We start from the raw sequence: 18,641 nt of genomic DNA on the forward strand, positions 1-18,641 counted from the left end.
GCAACTCATGAGCCTGCCCACTCCCACTCCCGCCCTGCGGGCCGTCGTCACCGGAGCCTCCTCCGGGATCGGCGAAGCCCTCGCCGACGGCCTGGCCGGTCGCGGATACTCGTTGATCCTGGTGGCACGCCGCGAAGACCGGTTGCGCGAGTTGGCCGATCGGCTTGCCGAACGTCACCGCGTCGAAGCCGAGGTCCGTGCCGTCGACCTGTCCGACCGCGACGAGCGCGCGAAACTGTGCGAGGAACTCGCCACCCGCGAGATCGCCGTCCTGTGCAACAACGCCGGTTTCGCCACCTACGGCACGCTGGCGACCGCGAACCCGGCCAGGGAACGCCAGCAGGTGGAGCTGAATACCGTTGCCGTCCATGACCTCACGCTCGCTGTACTGCCCGGCATGCTCGCCCGCCGCGCGGGCGCGATCCTGATCACCGGATCCACCGCGGGCAACCAGCCCGGTCCGAACAATGCCACCTACGCCGCCAGCAAGGCCTTCGCCAACACCTTCGCCGAATCGCTGCACGGTGAATTGGCCGGCACCGGCGTGCAGTGCACCTTGCTCGCGCCGGGGCCGGTGCGGACCGAATACGCCGAGGTGGCTGAGGTTCCGAACCTGGACCGGATGGTGCCGGGCCCGCTGTGGGTCAGCGCCGAACAGGCCGCGAACGATGCGATCGCGGGCATGGCAGGCGGTCGCCGCCGTGTAGTCCCCGGCATCTTCGCCAAGGTACAGACCGTCGGCGGCCAGTACACCCCGCGCGGGTTGGTCGGGCCGATCCTGCGCACCATCTACCGAAGGGTCAAGTGACATGGGTTGGGAACCTGCCGACCGGACCGAGGGCCGATCGTTCCGGGCGGATATGCGCCGCGCACTGGCGATCGGCGATCCGCGCCGCAGCCTCTACCGCGACGCCCACTACTTCAGCGCCACCGTCGACATCGACCCCGCTGCGATGAAGAGGTGGCTCCCGGTCGGCGTGCGGTTGACCGAACCGGCGCGCGCGGATCTGTTCACCGCGTGCTTCCCGGACAACAACTTCGAGTCGCCGGGATACCACGAGGCGGGGTTGTTCGTGCACATCAAGACGGTGCAGGGCACCGGAATCCACTGCCCGTGGATGATTCTCGACGACGATGTCGCCTTGATCATGGGGCGCGAACTGCTCGGCTATCCGAAGAAGCTCGGTGAGGTCGACTGGACAGTCACCGACACCGAGATCCGCGCCGAGGCGTCGCGCCGCGGCAACAAGCTGCTCACCATGGGTGGCAGGCTCGGCGCGGTTATCGCCGATCCGCCACCGATTCTGGGCCGCCCGCACCGCAATGTCGTCGGCCTCGCCGGGCTGTTTCCCGCCTTCGTGGTGGGCTTCACGCCCCGCGAGCGGGTGATCGAGGTGCGCCAGATCGAGGACTTCAGCCTGGTCGTACACGGTTCCGAACGCGATCCACTCGACCAGATGGGGATCGGGCGGGTGATCCAAGCGCGGCTGCACCGCGTCGATCTGCTCGGTGTGTGGGTGCCACCGATACCGCTGCGACCGCTCACCCCGCTGTTCACAGCGAGCCGGATGCGGCCTCGAGTCCTATGAGCATCGCCGATCGACTCATTACCGAACCGCTCGCCATCCCGCGACCGGCCGTCACCGCGCCGTTCCCCCGCCTCGATACCTTCGACAAGGCACTCACCGCACCGGGCGGTTTCGGTCCACGACTGCGCGCATGCCGCACGGCCGCACTGGATTTCCGTCGCGAGTTCGCCGCCACCGGGCGACCGGACTCGGTGCGGACCCACGATCTGATATCGCTGCCGTATCCGACCCGCTACGGTCTGTTCCGCGCCGCGATCAGTCCCACACCGTTCGTCACCATCAGCAACCGCTTGCTGATCGTGCGCTGGACCGAGACCGACGGCACCCCGCGCACGTTGCTGTTCGAGCCGAGCGATCATGAACTCGACTCCTACACACCGTATTTCGATGACATGAAGCGATTGGCACCAGGACCGGTACGAGGCATGTTCGTCCATGAGCACACCGATGTGCTGACTGCCTGCCGCCGCGCCGGAGTCGACCCGGCCGAGGTCGACTACCTCGCCTTCGACCACCTGCACACCCAGGACGTGCGGCGCTGGCTGGGCACCACCTCGCCGGAACCCGACATCAGCCCGAATCAACCTGTGGTAGCGGCTTTCCCGAATGCGAAGCTGCTGGCTCAGCGTGACGAGCTCGAGGCCATGGCCGACCTGCACCCGTTCCAGCGGCCCTGGTATCAGCCGAGCACCTTCGTCGACCTGCCACCCGAGAAGATCCTGCCGCTCGACGGCAGTGTCCTGCTCGGCCCCGGTGTCGCGCTGATCACCACGCCGGGCCACGCCATGGGTAACCAGTCGCTGGTGCTCAATACCGACACCGGCATCTGGGCGATCAGCGAAAACGCCATCGCCACGGAATGTCTCACGCCGGACCAGTCTCGAATTCCGGGTCTGGCGAAGGCGGCGAAATCCTGGGGACACGAGGTGGTGCTGAACGCCAACACCATCGAAACCGCGTACGAGCAGTACAACTCGCTGGTCATCGAGAAGACCATCGTCGATGTGTCCCAGCAGGATTCACGCTTCCTGCAATTCTTCCCGTCCAGCGAGCTGACCGGCGCACTGCTCAATCCCGGCACCGCACCCACCTTCACCCACCGCGCCATCCGGCACGGCTGACCCACTCGGCGGCATCATGACCACCACACCCGCGCGCAACCTCGGACTTTTCGCTCAGCTGCTCGATCCCGCACACCGCGCAGACCCGTACCCGCTCTACCACCGCATCCGCGAGCACGGACCTGTCCGGCTCGGCGGGGCACCGGTAGTGGTGTTGTCGTCGTATCAGGACTGCGCAACGGTATTGCGCGACAAGGCGAGCAGTGTCGAACGCCACTACGCCTCGATTCCTTTGGGACCCACCCCCGTTCACGACCTCGCGGGAGACCTCGCCGGCGAACTCACCGGCATCGCCCCGATGCTGTTCCGCGACAACCCGGATCACGCCCGCCTGCGTCGTCTGGTCGCCGCGACCTTCACTCCCGCCGTCGTGCGCCGGATGGAGCCACGGATCACCGCCATCGCCGACGCAGCTCTGGACCGTGCGGCCGAGCGCGGGCAACTCGATATCGTCGCCGATCTCGCCGGCCCGCTGCCGGTCACAGTGATCTGCGAACTACTCGGTGTCCCACTCGATGACGAACCCCTGATTCGAGGGTGGTCGACTTGGCTGGCACGCGCTCTCGACCCGGTGTCGGCCACCGCCACCACCGGCCGCCCCGACCCTGCGGCACTGGTCAGCGATAACAACGCGCTGCACGATTACTTCGAACAGCTCGTGCGCCACCGCCGCACCCGACCGGGTGACGATCTGGTGTCCGCCCTGATCGTCGCCGAGGACTCAGGCCAGGCCCTGAGCCACGACGAACTCATCACCACCTGCGCGCTCCTGCTGATCGCTGGACACGAAACCACGGTCAATCTCATCTCCAACACCGTTCTGGCTCTGCTTTCTCATCGCCTCCATCGCCAGATCCTGCGCGTAGCACCGCCTTTCGTCACATCAGTGGTCGAGGAGAGCCTGCGCTACGACCCGCCGGTCCAGCTGGTTCCCCGCATCGCCCGCGAGGCCATCCAGCTCCCGGATATCACCATCGCGGCCGGTGACTTCATCGTCATGCTCCTCGCCGCGGCCAACCGCGATCCGGCGGTGTTCGCCGACCCCGATCGATTCGACCCCGCCCGTGCGAATCGTCATCTCGCCTTCGGTCTCGGCCAGCACTTCTGCCTCGGTGCCCCGCTGGCTCGGCTCGAAGCCACCGTCGCCATCAACTGCTTCGCCCGCCGGGTCATCGACCCCCGCCTGGTCAGCGACCCACCGAGCTACCGCGAGCACGTCACCTTGCGTGGACCGGCGGCGATGCCACTCACCTTCGCCTCGATCGCTTCCGCGAACGCCGCGTGACCGGATGCGTGCGGTCCTGAGTGACCCGGGCGGGACCCAATCGGTCCAGTCCTCGTTCAGCCGGCGGAACGGGCCATGTAGCAGACCAGAGCCTCGATCGTGCTCGGCAACGAACCGAGGTGAGGCTCTGTGAGTCCGGCCGCCTCGACGCTGAACCGGATAGCGCAGAGGCGCCCGCTCGATGACTTCCGCGCCGGCACGGTGCAGCCCCGGGATCGACCCGGAATTGCTCAGTCCAGGAGCTGGGGGTCCCGTCGGCAGTAGGTGATGGGCGGGTCGATGACGATCACATCGGTGACGGTCAGCAGGTCGGCGGGCACCTGGCCATCGAGGTGGATGAACGTGGGGCACAACACCACATCGACGGCGAGCTCGGTGACGAGGAACTGTAATCGGGCCAACGGTGTTGCCGTGAGTATCAGAGTCCCGAGGAGCTCGTAGCCGAGATCGGTCGCGGTGGTACGGATCAGTGATTCGCACTGCGGTCGGCTCGGACCGGTCAGGTCGGCACGCACATAGCCGATAGCGGTCCTGACGGCCGGACGCCGGCGCCGACGGGCGAACCCGATGTCTGCCGAGGCGCGAGTGAACCGGCGCGCACCGGCCGGGTCCGAGATCTGTTTGTGCATCGGATGTCCTGCCTTCGGTCGAAGCCATGTCTGCGGGCACGGCACGGATGGGAAGGTGATGGCGAGATCGCACCAGGCTGGAACGATCTGGCGCGATGAGCTATCGAGTCCGCCCGCGGACATAGGACGGAGTGGTCGCATCGGCGAAGTAGCGCACGGCGCGACTGGTGGTGATATCGGCTGCGCTGTCGCCGATGTCCGGGTGGGCGGCACACGCAACTCGAGGGGCAATCATCACCTGAACACCTCACTGTCTGCGGGGTGGAGCGTTCGACGGGCCCAACCTCATCACAGTTACCGATAGGCAAATAGAGTAGAAAGTCCCTCTAAAAAGAGTGGTCGGGGAGCCGTGTCAGCATCGGGGACGTGCTCGCGTCTCGGGTAGCGTTCGACCGGGTGGGTTGTGAGTACATCTTCACGAGCAGATCCACTGCTCGGTACGAAGCTCGCCGAAACCCCGGTAGGACTAGCACATCCGGGCGCACTGGATCGGCTCGCCGCCGGACCGGCGTGTTACGCCGAAACCGAGACGGCATCACGTGGTGACACCGGCAGCGAATCCGGTACGTCTAGCGAGATTCGCTGATTCCGATTCGATCATGCAGTGCGGCAAGGGGTTTCGGAGCCCACCAATTGGCGCGGCCCATCACGTGCATCGCCGCAGGCACCAGCACAGTGCGTATCAGTGTCGCATCCATCAGCACCGCCAGGGTGAGCCCGAGGCCGAACATCCTCATGAATGGCACTTGCGAGGCTGTCAGCGCGCCGAATGAGATCGCCATGAGCAGCGCGGCGGCGGTGATCACCCGTCCGGTTCGGGCTACGCCCAGCGCCACGCCCTCGTCGTTGGCCTGAGTGCTGTGGTCGGAGGTCTCCCAATGTTCGCGGAACCGCGAGACCAAGAACACCTCATAGTCCATCGATAGGCCGAATGCGATGCAGAACAACATCACCGGCATGCTGGCGACCAGGGTTCCGGTGGGCGTGGTTCCCAGGGCTCCGAGGTTGCCGTCTTGGAAGATCCATACGAGCGCGCCGAACGTCGCCGTCAGTGACAACACGTTGAGGATCAACGCCTTCACCGGGAGCACGACACTTCCGGTGAGCAGGAAGAGCAGTGCGAAGGTGAGGCCGGCGATCAACCCGAGCACCAGCGGCAACCGTGAGGTGATGGCATCCACGCTGTCGCGGTTGATTTGCGCGAGTCCGGATATCTGTACCGATCGGCCCGCCGGGCCCGCCACATCGTGAATCCTGTCCAACTGTGTGTCGGAGGCGTCAGTGCTCATCGGTGCGGTGCTGAAGACCGTGAGAAACCCGCTGCCCTCGGCCAAGCCGGCCAGATCGGCCGGTGGCCCCACTTTCATGCCTCCCGCGAACGAGCCGGTCGGGGCGGCCACCGCGGCGACGTCGGGCACGAGAGAGAGGTTTGCGGCGTAACGCTCCAGGTCGGCCTGTTCCAGGCCGGACGCGTCAGGGATGACGATGGGGATCGACGCCGCGGGATCGATGGCGAACTCGCTGCGTAACTGGTCACCCACCTGATGTGCCGACATGGAATCCGGGAGCAGGCGGTCGTCCGAGAATCCCCATTTCATGCCGATGGCGGGAGATCCGAGCAGCAGTAGGAGTGCGATCACAGCCAGACCGATCGGTATGGCGTGGCGCATGACGCGCTTGGTCGAGCGGTACCAGAACGACTGCTCGATCGGTGTGGGCACGGGATCGGGCCTGCCCAGCAGGCGGCGAGCCAGGCGCCGCACATCCAGGGCATCCAGTCTGTGCCCCAGCAGGACGATGACCGCCGGTGACACTACGATCGCCGCAATCGCCGCGAAGGCGACGATGGACACGCCCGCGTACGCGAACGACCTCAGGAAGTACATCGGGAACACCGCCAGCACCGACATGGACAGTGCGACGGTGATCGCGGAGAACGCCACGGTGCGGCCCGCGGTGGCCATGGTCCGGAACAGCGCGGCGTTGCCGGTGGCGCCGTCGGCCACTTCGTCGCGGTAGCGACTGATGATCAGCAAGGTGTAGTCGATCGCCAGGGCGAATCCCAGCGCGGTCGCCAGGTTGAGAGCAAAGGTCGACACCTCGGTGCCGAAGGTGATCAGCCTGAGCACCGACAACGAACCGACGATGGCGATCAATCCGACGGCGACCGGCAAGGCCGCCGCCAACAGTCCGCCGAATACCCACACCAGCGCAACGAAGCTCAGCGGAATCGCGATGGCCTCCATCAGAAGCAGGTCGTGCTGGCTCTGCTCGTTGACTTGCGCGTAGGCCAGTGGCGTGCCGCCGGCGCGCACGGTGACGTCGCCCCTGTCGCGCGCCACTTCGTCGGACAGGGTCTTCGCGTAGTGCTCCGCGTCGTTCTCCGAGCCCGCGAGATTGGCCACGATCAGCCCGGACCTGCCGTCTTTGCTGACCATGGCCGCCGCTGCCTGCTCGGGCGAGGTCCACGCCGACGACAGGTCCATGACGTGCGGCGACCGTTTCATATGGTCGACGACATCGATGGCGACCTGTCGACCTTGTTCACTGCGGGCACCGTCGGGGGCGGTCACCACGATCAGCAACTGCTGATCGCTGACGCCGAACTTGTCCGTCAGTAGCCGGGTCGCCCTGGCCGAATCCGACTCCGGATCATTGAAGCCGCCCGCCGACAGGCTCCCCACCGCCGGGATGCCGAATATCGCCGCGCCGACAAAGAGCGCCATCGTGACGGCGACGACTCGTCGTGGTGCGGCGACAGCCAGTTGTGTGATCCGGTGAAACAATGCGGGGTCCTCTCGGGGCGGGAGCTATCGGCGGACGGCTATATGATCAGTCGCGCCCCGGCTTGGTTGCCGAGAAATATGCGATCGCGCCCGAACAATTGATGGTGATCTGATCGAGGCCGGCCGCTTGAAGCCACTGACGAAGCTCGTTCTCCGGGTAGACGTCGGCGAAGATCCCGCGCCGTTGCCACAGTGACACGAAGAGATCGTTCTTCCGGCCCTTACCGGTGAGAACCGTACTTCCGCGCAATACACCGCCCGGGCGTAGCGCGCGCCCGACAGCGGCTATCGCACCCGCCGGATCGGGCATGCAATGCAGGCCCATGTAACTCAGGCAGAGGTCGAATTCCGAATCGTAGGGAAGTGTCACCACGTCGCGTTCGACCAACTCGAGGTTCCCGATTGCGGATTTCTCTGCTTCTTTGGCGGCGAGCGCGAGCATCGCCGGGGAGACGTCGGCGCCGATGTATCGCTTCGGTGTGGTGCCTGCCAGTTGCGGGAATACCGCACCACCGCCGCACGGAATATCGAGGACCTCGGCGCCGTCGACCAGACCGCGCACGTCTTTCAGGTCGGCATAGAAACGCCGGTAATCGGATCCGAATGCGACGTATGTGTAGACCATCGCAACGATCGGATGCTTCACCGTGTAATCCCATCCTGAAGTGATGGGTGTGCCTTTACGCCATTTCTGGGTGACGATCGTCATTGTTCTTTACCATCCTTTTCTTCGGCGTATCGCACTGATATGAGTGTCTTCGTGATCCGGCCGTTCATGCGCAAAACGTATGTCCGCCGATATGTTGGGTTCGAGGGGTGCGCGGGTCGGTCCAGGGCGATCACGTGGATTGCGGGATGCTTGCGAAGGTGCCGCGCGGAAAGCCAATTGCGATGGGGTGCAAGGGTATTGGTGGTCGTAACCACATGCTCCCGGGTCGCGCTCGCCGGCGGCCGGACCGGCGGCCTGCAGTCCGGGGCCGCCACGTCGCTGCTGGACTGGTCTGACCTCTGAAGATGCATGCTGACATGCTGAAATAAACCTGCGCCAGGTATGGCGGCCCCCTGCCGATCCGAGTGGACGAATTGCTCCCCAGGCTTCACGGAGGCCACCATCACCTCAAGCGAGTGTGACTTATCTCACATTAGGCGGAGAAGCTCCGGTCCTACGTAGCTGGTAGCTTCCAAAGTAAGGGGACTCGGGGCGAGGAGCGTCGAAGTCACGCGGGAGAAGTGCAATTCATGGCTCGGAGGGGATGACTATGTTCAACGATTCTAATCCAAAGATCGATGCCGGTGTAGCCCACTGATGCAGCCCGGCGCGGAATCGCTGTTAAAAAAGCTTTCTCCGGCAACCAAGGCTGCGCTACGCCGTGCGCTCGCTGCCGAGGATGTGAACGTATCCACGTCGGCGGAAACGGACGCTGTAGCGCTCATCGGCGTTGGTTGCAGGTTCCCCGGGCGCATCACCGATTCCGGTAGTTACTGGGATTCCCTGATGGAAAAACGGGATGCGATCACCGAAGTGCCGGCGGGGCGCTGGAATATTCGCGAGCAGTACGAACGGCATCCGGGAATTCCCGAGAGCAGTTCGATGAACTGGGGCGGATTCATCGATGATCCCGCTGGGTTCGACGCTGAATTTTTCGGTATATCCAGCGCCGAGGCTACGGCCATGGATCCGCAACAGCGGGTACTTCTCGAAGTCGCTTGGGAGTCGATTCAGAATTCCGGAATTCGCTCCGACGCTCTCGGCAACAGCCGGACCGCTGTGATTGTCGGGATGACGAGCTGGGATTATACGATCGTCAATATCGAGCGGCGCAGTGAGCCTGTCGCGCATATGGCTACCGGAAACACCCACAGCACCGCCGCCGGGCGTATCTCGTATCTGCTGGGTCTGCACGGGCCGTCTTTCACGGTCGATACGGCCTGCTCTTCTTCGCTGGTCGCCATCCACCTCGCGTGTCAGAGCCTGCGGTCGGGCGAAAGCGACCTGGCCCTCGCCGGTGGCGTGCAGCTGAATCTGGCGCCCTACGCGGGGCTGGCGATGTCGCGATGGTCTGCCTTGTCGCCGACGGGCAGGTGCCGGGCGTTCGACAGCGAAGCCGACGGATTCGTCCGGAGCGAGGGTTGCGGTGTCGTCGTGCTCAAACGCCTGTCCGATGCGGTGCGCGACAACAATCGCATCATTTCCGTCATCCGCGGATCGGCGGTGAACCACGACGGACCGACGAACGGGCTCACTGCCCCGAGCAGGGCTGCGCAAGCCGATCTGATCCGTCAGGCACTGGCATCGGCCGATGTCCCGCCGGGGACTGTGGGTCTGATCGAAACACACGGCACCGGAACGCCGCTCGGCGATCCCATCGAGTTCGATGCGATACGTCGGTCCTACGGCGCCGCGGGTATCAGTTGCGCGCTGGGTGCGGTGAAGACGAACCTGGGTCATCTCGAGGCAGCGGCCGGGGTGGCCGGGCTGATCAAGGCGAGTCTGGCGCTCTACAACGACGCGATTCCGCCCAACAATCATTTCAACGAGTGGAATCCGCAGATAGACGCGTCGGGATCGCGCTATTTCGTTCCGACCGATTGCACGAAGTGGCCGGTCGCCGATCACCCGCGTCGTGCCGGGGTGTCGTCCTTCGGCATTTCCGGCACCAATGCGCACGTGATCGTGGAACAGGCACCGGAAGTGCCGCTGACAGCGGTGCTGGAACGTCCCGTCACCGCATTGCGCCTGACGGGGAAGACGCCGGAACGGATTGCCGCCGAGGCCGATGCCCTCGCAAACTGGATGGCAGGCGACGGGGCGAAGGTCTCGATCGACGATATCGCCCACACCGTCAACCGGACACGGGCGAGCTATCGGCATCAAGCTGTGGTGGCAGGCCGGGACCGGGCCACGATTACCCGCAGGCTTCGGCAACTGTCCCGGCCGGAAGCCGATGGCGCCGTGGTGCATCGACGGTTCCGGAGCGGGCTGCGGCCGGTGTGGTTGTTCTCGGGCCAGGGATCGCAGTGGGCCGGGATGGGTCAGCGGCTGATGGCGGACGAGCCCGTCTTCGCCGCGGAAATCTCGCGGGTGAGTTCGCTGATCTCCGCCGAAGTGGATTTCGATCTTCGTGACATGCTGAGCCGCGGCGAAGAATTCAGCGGAATCTCGCAAATTCAACCCGCACTGTTCGGTGTTCAGGTCGCGCTCGCGGCGCTCTGGCGTTCGTACGGGGTCACACCCGGCGCCGTAATCGGTCATTCCATGGGGGAGATCGCCGCGGCGGTCGTTGTTGGCGCTATCGACGTACAGACCGGGGTGCGCGTCATCTGTCGTCGCTCCCTGCTGCTGCAGCGAAACGCGGGCCGAGGCGCGATGGCGATGCTGTCGCTCAGCTCGGCCGACTGCGCCGCACTGATCCGCGGATACCGCGGCCTGGATATCGCCGTGCTCGCGGCACCGAGCCAGACGATCGTCTCCGGCGACGAAACCGAGCTGGCCGACCTGATGGCACGGGCCGAGAAGGAGTCGATTCCGGTCTGGTCCATCAAATGTGATGTGGCGAGCCACAGCCCCCAGGTGGACAATCTGCTCGGCGATCTGCGCCAGCGTCTCGCGGGGGTGGCGAAAAGACAAGAGCCGGAAGGCGGGTACTACTCTGCGACCTCGGCCGACCCGCTGGAGACGCCGCTGTTCGATCCCCAGTACTGGGTCGACAACCTGCGCCGGCCCGTGCAGTTCCACCGAGCCGTGTCGGCCGCGGCTGCCGACGGATATCGGCTTTTCACCGAGATGTCTCCGCATCCGCTGCTCGCCTCACCGGTCACCGACACGCTCGAGTCGGTGCTGGCGGGAGAAGAGTTCATGGTGAATTACTCCATGAAGCGCGATCAGGATGAAACCGAGGAGTTTCGTTCTCAACTCGAGCGCGTCTTGTCCGCGCTCGAGCCGGCATTCGGCGAACTCGGGCCCGACACGGGTCGATTCGTCGATGTCCCGGCCGCGCCGTGGGCACATCAGAACTTCTGGACGGCCGATCGAGCGCCCGTCGTGGATACCGGCGGTCACCCACTGCTCGGCCGAAACGTTGGTGTCCCGCGCACCGGCACCCACGTCTGGAGTGTCGATGCCGGTACCGAACGGCATCCGTGGCTGAACGATCACCGGGTGCACGGAATGCCGGTGATGCCGGCCGCGGTGTTCGTCGATATGTGTCTGGGTGCTGCCGGTGACGTATTCGGTCTCGGATCCGAACAACTGGAGCTGCACGATTTCACCGTCGACACCATGCTCGTGCTCGACCAGCACTTGACCCTGACCACGCACCTGACCTGGCGGGCTGCTGATCGAACGGCCGAGATCGAGATCTTCTCGCAGTCGGTTGACGGCGACTGGCTCCGGCACGCCGGGGCAGTGGTGAGTCGCGTCGATGATGTGACCGGCGATCGCGACCGGGCTCCCGTCGATATGGCCGGCGAGCCGGGGACTTCCACGAAGACGGTGCCGGTGTCGGCGCTCTATGCCCTGTTGAGGCAATCCGGCCAACTGCACGGGCCTGCTTTCGCGGCGTTGACCAGGATCGAACGGCATGGCGGGGGAAGGGCTTCCACCATGATCGAACTCCCGGCCTCCGCTCCGCAGAACCTTCGATTCACGGCGCATCCGGTCATCCTCGACGCTGCCCTGCAGAGCATCGGCGCCGCGCTGAGTGACACCTCTTCGACGCTGTCTGCGGACGCCACCTATCTGCCGCGATCGATCGAGTCTTTCCGGATCTTCGAACCGATCGGCCACGCAGTCGGCTGCCGCGTACGGCTACGGCAGTCCGACGATGTGGACCGCAGTGTTGAGGCATCGGTCCAGCTCGTGAACGAGGCCGGCCGGTCGGTGGCGGAATTCACCGGTATCTCCTTGAGGAAAGTGACCTCCCGGAGGCTGGATCTTCCGATCGGGCACAAGGTTTTCGATACCCGATGGACTGCGAAACCACCGACGGCACCGGCGAGTTCGTTCGATGGGAGCAGCTGGATCCTGGTGACCGACGGCGACAACTGGTCATCGTCCGCGTCGGCCGTCGCCGCCGCGATCGGCGAGAATCAGGGGCGGGTTCTCCCCGCTACGCTCGCGGACGAGCGATCATTGCTCGCGGCATACGAGTCGGCCGCGGAGGGTGAAGGCACTTCCCCGGCCGGGATAGTGATCTTCCTCGATCCCGCCGGGCCGCGGGAGGCAGCCACCGCGGTGGGAATCGCGCGCGCACAGGGGTGGCTGCGGCACTTGTCGTCCATTGTTCGGACGATCGTTCAGCACCCCGCCGAGCAATCGCCACGTCTGTGGCTGGTGGCTCGGGGCGGCCTTGCTGTTCACGATGACGAAGTCGGCGACCCCGGGGTCGGGGCACTGCGCGGGGTGATCCGGACGCTCGCGTTCGAGCATCCGGAATTGCACGCGACGCTCATCGATCTCGACCCCGGTGCCGACGCTGCCGCGGAACTGTTGTCCGAACTGAGGGCAAGCGCCGGAGACGATACGGTCGCCCTGCGTCGTGGTCTCAGATATGTGGAAACACTCGCGAGAGCGCAACTCGGCTCAGACGTTCCGGGCAATACGGTGCGAACCGACGGCTCGTACATCATCACCGGCGGCCTCGGCGGGCTGGGACTCAGCATCGCGCGATGGCTGGTGGAACAGGGTGCCGGCCGCGTGGTTCTCAACGGCCGGTCCGCGCCATCCGACGAAGTAGCGGCGCTGCTGGCGGAGTTCGGCGGCAGCGCCGAAGTGGTCGTCGAACTCGGCGACGTTTCGGCCGCCACGACCGCGGACAGACTCGTCGCGGCCGCCGAGCAGACCGGTCGGCCGTTGCGGGGTCTGATTCACGCTGCCGGCGTGCTCGACGACGGAATATTCCTCTCGCTGGACGACGAGAGCTTGACGAAGGTGTGGCGACCGAAAGTGGCCGGTGCGGTGGCCCTGCACCACGCCACCGTCGGCCGGGACATGGATTGGTGGATCGCCTTCTCATCGATGGCCGCGATGCTCGGATCGCCCGGCCAGGCAGCCTATGCCGGGGCGAACGCGTGGCTCGACGCTTTCGTTCGATGGCGCCGCGCGCAGGGCGCACCGGCATCGGTGATCAATTGGGGCCAATGGTCGGGTGTCGGATTGGCGACGTCGGTAGTCCTTCCTGTAGTCGACCCGCTCACTCCGGCGGAAGGTGTCGAGGCGTTCGGAACGCTGCTGGCCCACAACCCGGCGCGTATCGGAGTCGCGCGGCTGCGGCTGGATCGTGCGCGGGATCTTCCGGAGCTGAAACAGCTGTCCTATTTCGGGGAGGTGATCCAAGAATTCGATCATGCGGACGTATCGGAAGAATGGATCGGCCCGGACGGTCTGCGGAAAATGGGCCCCGACGAGGCGCGCAAGGCAATAGCGGAACGATTGGCCTCCCGTCTGAACGCCATAGTCGGCGCGACGTCGTCGGTCGGACTCGATGCGAGTGCTTCACTGTTTTCGGTGGGAATGGATTCGCTGATGGCGATACGTATCAAGAATGCGTGCCGAAGGGATTTCGGGGTGGAACCGTCGGTTGGACTGCTGTTGCAGGGCGCATCATTGCATGATCTGGTACAGGACATCGCCGGTCAGCTCGGGTTGAGCCTGTCCGAGCATTCGAATGAGAACGACGAAACACATAATCGGCCGATAGCACGTGCGCACGCTCGCCGAAGCGCACGGGCACGACGGTCGCGCGGCGGAGAATAGGATTGCGTGAGTAAGGTGACAGTAGCGGCCGATTCCGGTATCGAGAACTCGATTGCGATCGTCGGTATCGCCGGGAAATTTCCCGGCGCCGAGTCAGTGGAAGAATTTTGGGAAAATCTTCGTCATGGTCGCGAATCCATTATCGATATCTCCGACGATACGCTGATCGGGTCGGGAGTTCCGGAAGCGGTGTTCAAACGTCCGAATTATGTGCGGCGTGCCCCGATTCTGGCAGACATCGACAAGTTCGACGCCGAATTCTTCGGGTTCACGCCGCGAGCGGCACGGATCATGGATCCGCAACACCGGATGTTCTTGCAGACGGCCTGGAAGGCGCTCGAGGACGCCTGCTGTGATCCGTACCGGTACGACGGCGCGATAGGAGTGTTCGGCAGCAGCGCGGCCAGCGGTTACCTGCTGCACAACCTGCTTTCGCACGGTGACCTGCGCGAATCGATCGCTCAGGGAGCGAACGCAGAGCTGCTCAACCTATTGATTCACAACGACAAGGACTATCTGGCAACCAGGCTGTCCCACCAGTTCAATCTCCGAGGCCCCAGCCTGACCGTGCAGACGGCGTGCTCCTCTTCCCTGGTGGCTGTGCACATGGCGTGTCAGAGCCTGCTGTCGAACGAATGTGACATGGCGCTCGCGGGCGCCGTATCGCTTCGGATACCGCACCACGTCGGATACTTCTACGAACCGGGATCCATGGCATCGGCGAGCGGACATTGCCGGCCCTTCGATGCCAGGGCCGACGGTACCGTCTTCGGTAGCGGTGCAGGCATCGTGGTTCTGAAGAGGCTCGAGGACGCGCTGGCGGCGAATGACACCGTCCACGCGGTGATCGCCGGTTCCGCCGTCAACAACGACGGGTCCCGGAAGATGGCGTTCACAGCGCCCAATGTCGCGGCCCAGGCGGACGTCATCGCCGAAGCACAGGCTGTCGCCGGTGTCGACTCGTCCGATATCAGCTATATCGAAGCCCACGGCACCGGGACGCCGCTGGGAGACCCCATCGAGCTGGACGCACTGCGCCGGGCTTTCGAGATATCGAGGAAACAGCGGTCGGCGCCATGCTATATAGGCTCCGTCAAGTCCAATATCGGACACCTCGAGGTGGCATCGGGTGTAGTCGGTCTGATCAAGACCGTACTGTGCCTGAAGAACCGAGCGATTCCGCCGACGCTGCATTTCGAAAAGCCCAATCCCGAACTGCGGCTCGATCGCAGTCCTTTCGTGGCACCGACAGAGTATCGCCCGTGGGATTGGGACGGCCTTCGATACGCCGGCGTGAGTTCGTTCGGAGTGGGCGGAACGAACGCGCACGTCGTGGTGCAGGAGGCCCCCGTCGTCGCCGCTGCGCCGTCCCGTTCCGGGCCGCAGGTGCTGTTGCTGTCGGCGCACACCCATGAGGCCCTCGTGGAATCACAAGGGCGCCTGGCCGCGCACCTGAATTCGAGCCCGGAACTCGACCTTCTCGATGTGGCGTACACCCTCGACAAGGGACGAAAGCCCCATCAGGTGCGAGTAGCCACCGTGGTGAACGACCGGGCTTCGGCGACGCAGGCCTTGGCCGGTCGCGGAAACGAGCCCAAGATCGTGCTCGACCCGGACGCAGCGGTTGCCTTCCTGTTCCCCGGCCAAGGAACTCAGCACCTGGGGATGGCCCGGGACCTGGTGGAATCGGAGCCGGTTTTCGCCGAGACCTTCAACCGTTGTGTCGACGAGTTCCACAGACTGTCGGGTCGCGATATTCGCTCGGCGGTATTCGGCTCGGACACCACGCAATTGAACCGGACCTGCTACGCGCAGCCGGCGATCTTCAGCGTCGAGTACGCCTTGGCGAAGCTCCTGGAGTCGTACGGCGTCCGGCCCGCGGCGTTGGTCGGGCACAGCATCGGTGAATATGTGGCAGGCACGGTAGCCGGTGTCTTCGATCTCGGCACGGCGATCCGGGCTGTGGTCGCGCGCGCTGAGCTGATGCATGCCGCGCCGATGGGCGCGATGCTCGCTGTCGCGTCTGCGGTCGGCGGGATCGAGGACGGGCTGGGGCCGGAGCTGGATGTCGCCGCGATCAACGACCCGCACCAATGCGTGGTATCGGGGTCGACTCCGCGCATCGAGGAGTTCGAACGCTGGTCGGCGGGCCGGGGAATTCTGACCCGCCGATTGGATGTCTCGCACGCATTCCATTCGGGCCTGATGGAGCCAGTGGTGCCGAAGTTCCACGATGCACTCCGGGACCTGCCGCTCGCCGAACCGAAGATCCCGTTGTTGTCGAACAGATCCGGTTCGTGGATGTCAGCGGTGGAAGCGACCGATCCGGCCACGTGGGCGCAGAGTATCCGCGCTACCGTCCGGTTCAAGGACAATGTCGAACATGCCCTGGACACGGCCGGCTACGTGTTCGTGGAGGTCGGACCCGGCGGATCGCTGAGCGCATCCGTGAAGCGGCACCAGAGTTGGACCGAGGACAATCACGTTGTGCGCCTCATGCGCCGACCGTCGGAGAACGCGAACGATCACGACGTCTTCCTCGGCGCACTCGGCCTGCTGTGGACTGCCGGAGTGGGTATCGATTGGTCCCCGCGGTATTCGGGCGCCGCTCCGCGCTGGGCTTCGTTGCCGGCGTATCCGTTCGCACGTGACCGCTATTGGATCGACGCCGCCCACGTTGTCACCGGCGACTCAGGAGGAGCCGACGCCACCGAACCGAAGCGGGACGTGTCCGGACGGGTCTCGGCCCCGAGCGAGAACGCCGAAGACGTGGGCGGCGTCCGGGCGATCGAGATCATGCTCAGCGAGATCGCGAACGAAGTGATCGGTGTAGACCACCTCGATCTCGACACGAACTTCTTCGATCTCGGCGTCGATTCGCTCATGGCCGTCGGATTCGTCCGACGAGCGCTGGAGTCCGGGGCGGATATCGAACCACAGGATCTGTTGGAGAATCAGACGATCCGATTGCTGGCGCGGGCCGTGTACGAGCGGTCGTTGTCGAGTGAGGGCAGCGAGAGCGCGGCCACACCCGATGCACAAGCGGCGGATTCGGTCGCCGACACAGGCACACCGGCGAAGTTCACCGACCGCGAACTCACCGGGATCGCCGGTCAGCTGAGCGGACATCGACCGGGAACACCCGTGCCCGTCAGCGAGATCGAAGATATCTATCCGCTGTCTCCGGTACAGAAGGACACGCTGCGATACGTGCTCGCAGCCGGGGGCGCCGGTGTCTTCCTCGAACAGTTGGTGGCGACGTTGGTCGGCCCACTCGACGTCGAACTGTTTCGCGATGCGACACAGCGGGTGGTCGACCGGCACCCTGCCTTGAGAACGTCGATTGCGTGGAACGGGGATGCCGAGCCTGTTCAGGTGGTTCGCCGCAGCGCGACAATTCCGTTCGTCGTCGAAGACGTGACGGCATCGGACAGCCACGATGGGGGGAAGCGCGAGAGCGAATTCATTGCCCGGGATCGGGGGCAGGGCTTCGACCTCGCCTCGGCGCCCCTCGTTCGGATCACGATCGTCAAGGTATCCGAGGACCGCCACCGAATCGTGTGGACGCATCATCGGATGCTCCTCGACGGCACATCTTTCGCCATGGTCGTCGCGGAAACCGCCGCCCGATACCAAGGTCTGAAGGCGGGAAGACTGAGCGCGCCGAAGGCCGCTCGGCCGTTCCGGGACTACATTTCGTGGGTTCACGAACTCGACGGCGATTCCGCCGAGGAGTTCTGGCGCGCCGAGCTGAACGGCATGAGGTCCAACGCGCTGAAGGAGATCCGTCCCGCGGAAGCCCCCGCAGCCTGCGGGGAGGGAGACGCGCAGCCGGTTGTCGCCGTCGGACTCACCGCCGCGCAGACGGCACACGTCACCGAAAGCCTGCGTGCTCAGCGCGTAACTTTGGCGACCGCTGCCTACGGGGCGTGGGCGGGCGTCGTCGAGCGGCACAGCGGCGAATCGGACGTCACCATCGGCGCGGCCGTATCCGGGAGGTTCGGTCCCTCGGCCGGCATGGAGCAGATCGTCGGTGCGTTCTCGAACGTGGTCCCGCTGCGCGTTCACTTCGATCCGTCGGTTCCCACCGGAGAATGGCTGCGACAACTCCAGTCCCATGTCACCTCGCTCAGGAGTTTCGAGCATGTCGCACCGCCTGACCTGGCGCAGTGGTCGGGCGTGCCCGCGGGGCGTCCACTGTTCGAGACCGCGGTGTCGGTCGCGGTCCACGCATACGAAGGTCTGGACGTCGGCTTCGCCGATGTGTCGTTCGAGGATGTCGACGTTCACCTCCGATCGAACGTCCCGCTCTGGGTGATGGTGATTCCCGGCGCCGAGATCTCGTTCCGGGTGATCTACCACGCCGCCCGGATCGACGCAGCGGAGGCAAGGTCGCTGCTCCAGGATTGGGTGTCGATTTTCCTGGAGTTGGTCGGGGAGGGTCGGCCGGGTGTCGATGGCGAATAGGGGCGGGCCC

9 protein-coding genes are annotated in these 18,641 nt (G+C 65.0%); 6 read left to right on the forward strand and 3 right to left on the reverse strand.

Going from position 1 to position 18,641, the window contains the following annotated elements; translation table 11 throughout:
- Positions 1–7 precede the first annotated feature (7 nt).
- From ACFVVI_RS23145 to ACFVVI_RS23160, 4 genes are read left to right on the forward strand one after another with little or no spacing between them, the layout of a single operon-like run.
- Positions 8–808 carry an SDR family NAD(P)-dependent oxidoreductase gene (locus tag ACFVVI_RS23145; protein WP_387446756.1) on the forward strand — a complete coding sequence of 267 codons (801 nt, stop codon included), beginning with the start codon at positions 8–10 and terminating at the stop codon, positions 806–808.
- 1 nt (position 809) lies between these two features.
- Complete coding sequence (locus ACFVVI_RS23150; protein WP_387446757.1) at positions 810–1,589, forward strand: acetoacetate decarboxylase family protein; 780 nt, start codon at positions 810–812, stop codon at positions 1,587–1,589.
- A complete protein-coding gene (locus ACFVVI_RS23155) occupies positions 1,586–2,710 on the forward strand; it encodes a hypothetical protein (RefSeq protein WP_387446758.1) in 1,125 nt (374 codons plus the stop codon). Before ACFVVI_RS23150 ends, ACFVVI_RS23155 begins: the two co-directional genes overlap by 4 nt.
- A 16-nt stretch (positions 2,711–2,726) precedes the next feature.
- Positions 2,727–3,995, forward strand: coding sequence for a cytochrome P450 (locus tag ACFVVI_RS23160; protein WP_387446759.1), 1,269 nt, complete (start codon positions 2,727–2,729; stop codon positions 3,993–3,995).
- 230 nt (positions 3,996–4,225) lie between these two features.
- Here the strand turns inward: ACFVVI_RS23160 and ACFVVI_RS23165 are convergent, their stop codons facing one another.
- The 3 genes from ACFVVI_RS23165 to ACFVVI_RS23175 form a co-directional block, all read right to left on the reverse strand.
- Positions 4,226–4,624: a hypothetical protein gene (locus ACFVVI_RS23165; protein ID WP_378989567.1), complete on the reverse strand. Its 399-nt coding sequence runs from the start codon at positions 4,622–4,624 to the stop codon at positions 4,226–4,228.
- 569 nt (positions 4,625–5,193) lie between these two features.
- Positions 5,194–7,410 (reverse strand): MMPL family transporter, encoded by a 2,217-nt coding sequence (locus ACFVVI_RS23170; RefSeq protein WP_387446760.1) that lies wholly within the window; start codon positions 7,408–7,410, stop codon positions 5,194–5,196.
- A 46-nt stretch (positions 7,411–7,456) separates the two neighbouring features.
- Complete coding sequence (locus tag ACFVVI_RS23175; protein WP_387446761.1) at positions 7,457–8,119, reverse strand: class I SAM-dependent methyltransferase; 663 nt, start codon at positions 8,117–8,119, stop codon at positions 7,457–7,459.
- A gap of 597 nt (positions 8,120–8,716) precedes the next feature.
- Here ACFVVI_RS23175 and ACFVVI_RS23180 point away from each other — a divergent pair.
- Both ACFVVI_RS23180 and ACFVVI_RS23185 read left to right on the forward strand, forming a co-directional pair.
- A complete protein-coding gene (locus tag ACFVVI_RS23180) occupies positions 8,717–14,164 on the forward strand; it encodes a type I polyketide synthase (protein WP_387446762.1) in 5,448 nt (1,815 codons plus the stop codon).
- A gap of 6 nt (positions 14,165–14,170) precedes the next feature.
- Positions 14,171–18,631, forward strand: coding sequence for a type I polyketide synthase (locus ACFVVI_RS23185; protein WP_387446763.1), 4,461 nt, complete (start codon positions 14,171–14,173; stop codon positions 18,629–18,631).
- Positions 18,632–18,641: the final 10 nt, after the last annotated feature.

The sequence above is a fragment of the Nocardia sp. NPDC058114 genome (assembly GCF_042884695.1).
Lineage (GTDB): Bacteria > Actinomycetota > Actinomycetes > Mycobacteriales > Mycobacteriaceae > Nocardia.

Coding starts and splice junctions, on each gene's coding strand:
- ACFVVI_RS23175 (WP_387446761.1), bottom strand. CDS start 8,119: ATGACGATCGTCACCCAGAAATGGCGTAAAGGCACACCCATCACTTCA.
- ACFVVI_RS23155 (WP_387446758.1), top strand. CDS start 1,586: ATGAGCATCGCCGATCGACTCATTACCGAACCGCTCGCCATCCCGCGA.
- ACFVVI_RS23160 (WP_387446759.1), top strand. CDS start 2,727: ATGACCACCACACCCGCGCGCAACCTCGGACTTTTCGCTCAGCTGCTC.
- ACFVVI_RS23165 (WP_378989567.1), bottom strand. CDS start 4,624: ATGCACAAACAGATCTCGGACCCGGCCGGTGCGCGCCGGTTCACTCGC.
- ACFVVI_RS23180 (WP_387446762.1), top strand. CDS start 8,717: ATGCAGCCCGGCGCGGAATCGCTGTTAAAAAAGCTTTCTCCGGCAACC.
- ACFVVI_RS23150 (WP_387446757.1), top strand. CDS start 810: ATGGGTTGGGAACCTGCCGACCGGACCGAGGGCCGATCGTTCCGGGCG.
- ACFVVI_RS23145 (WP_387446756.1), top strand. CDS start 8: ATGAGCCTGCCCACTCCCACTCCCGCCCTGCGGGCCGTCGTCACCGGA.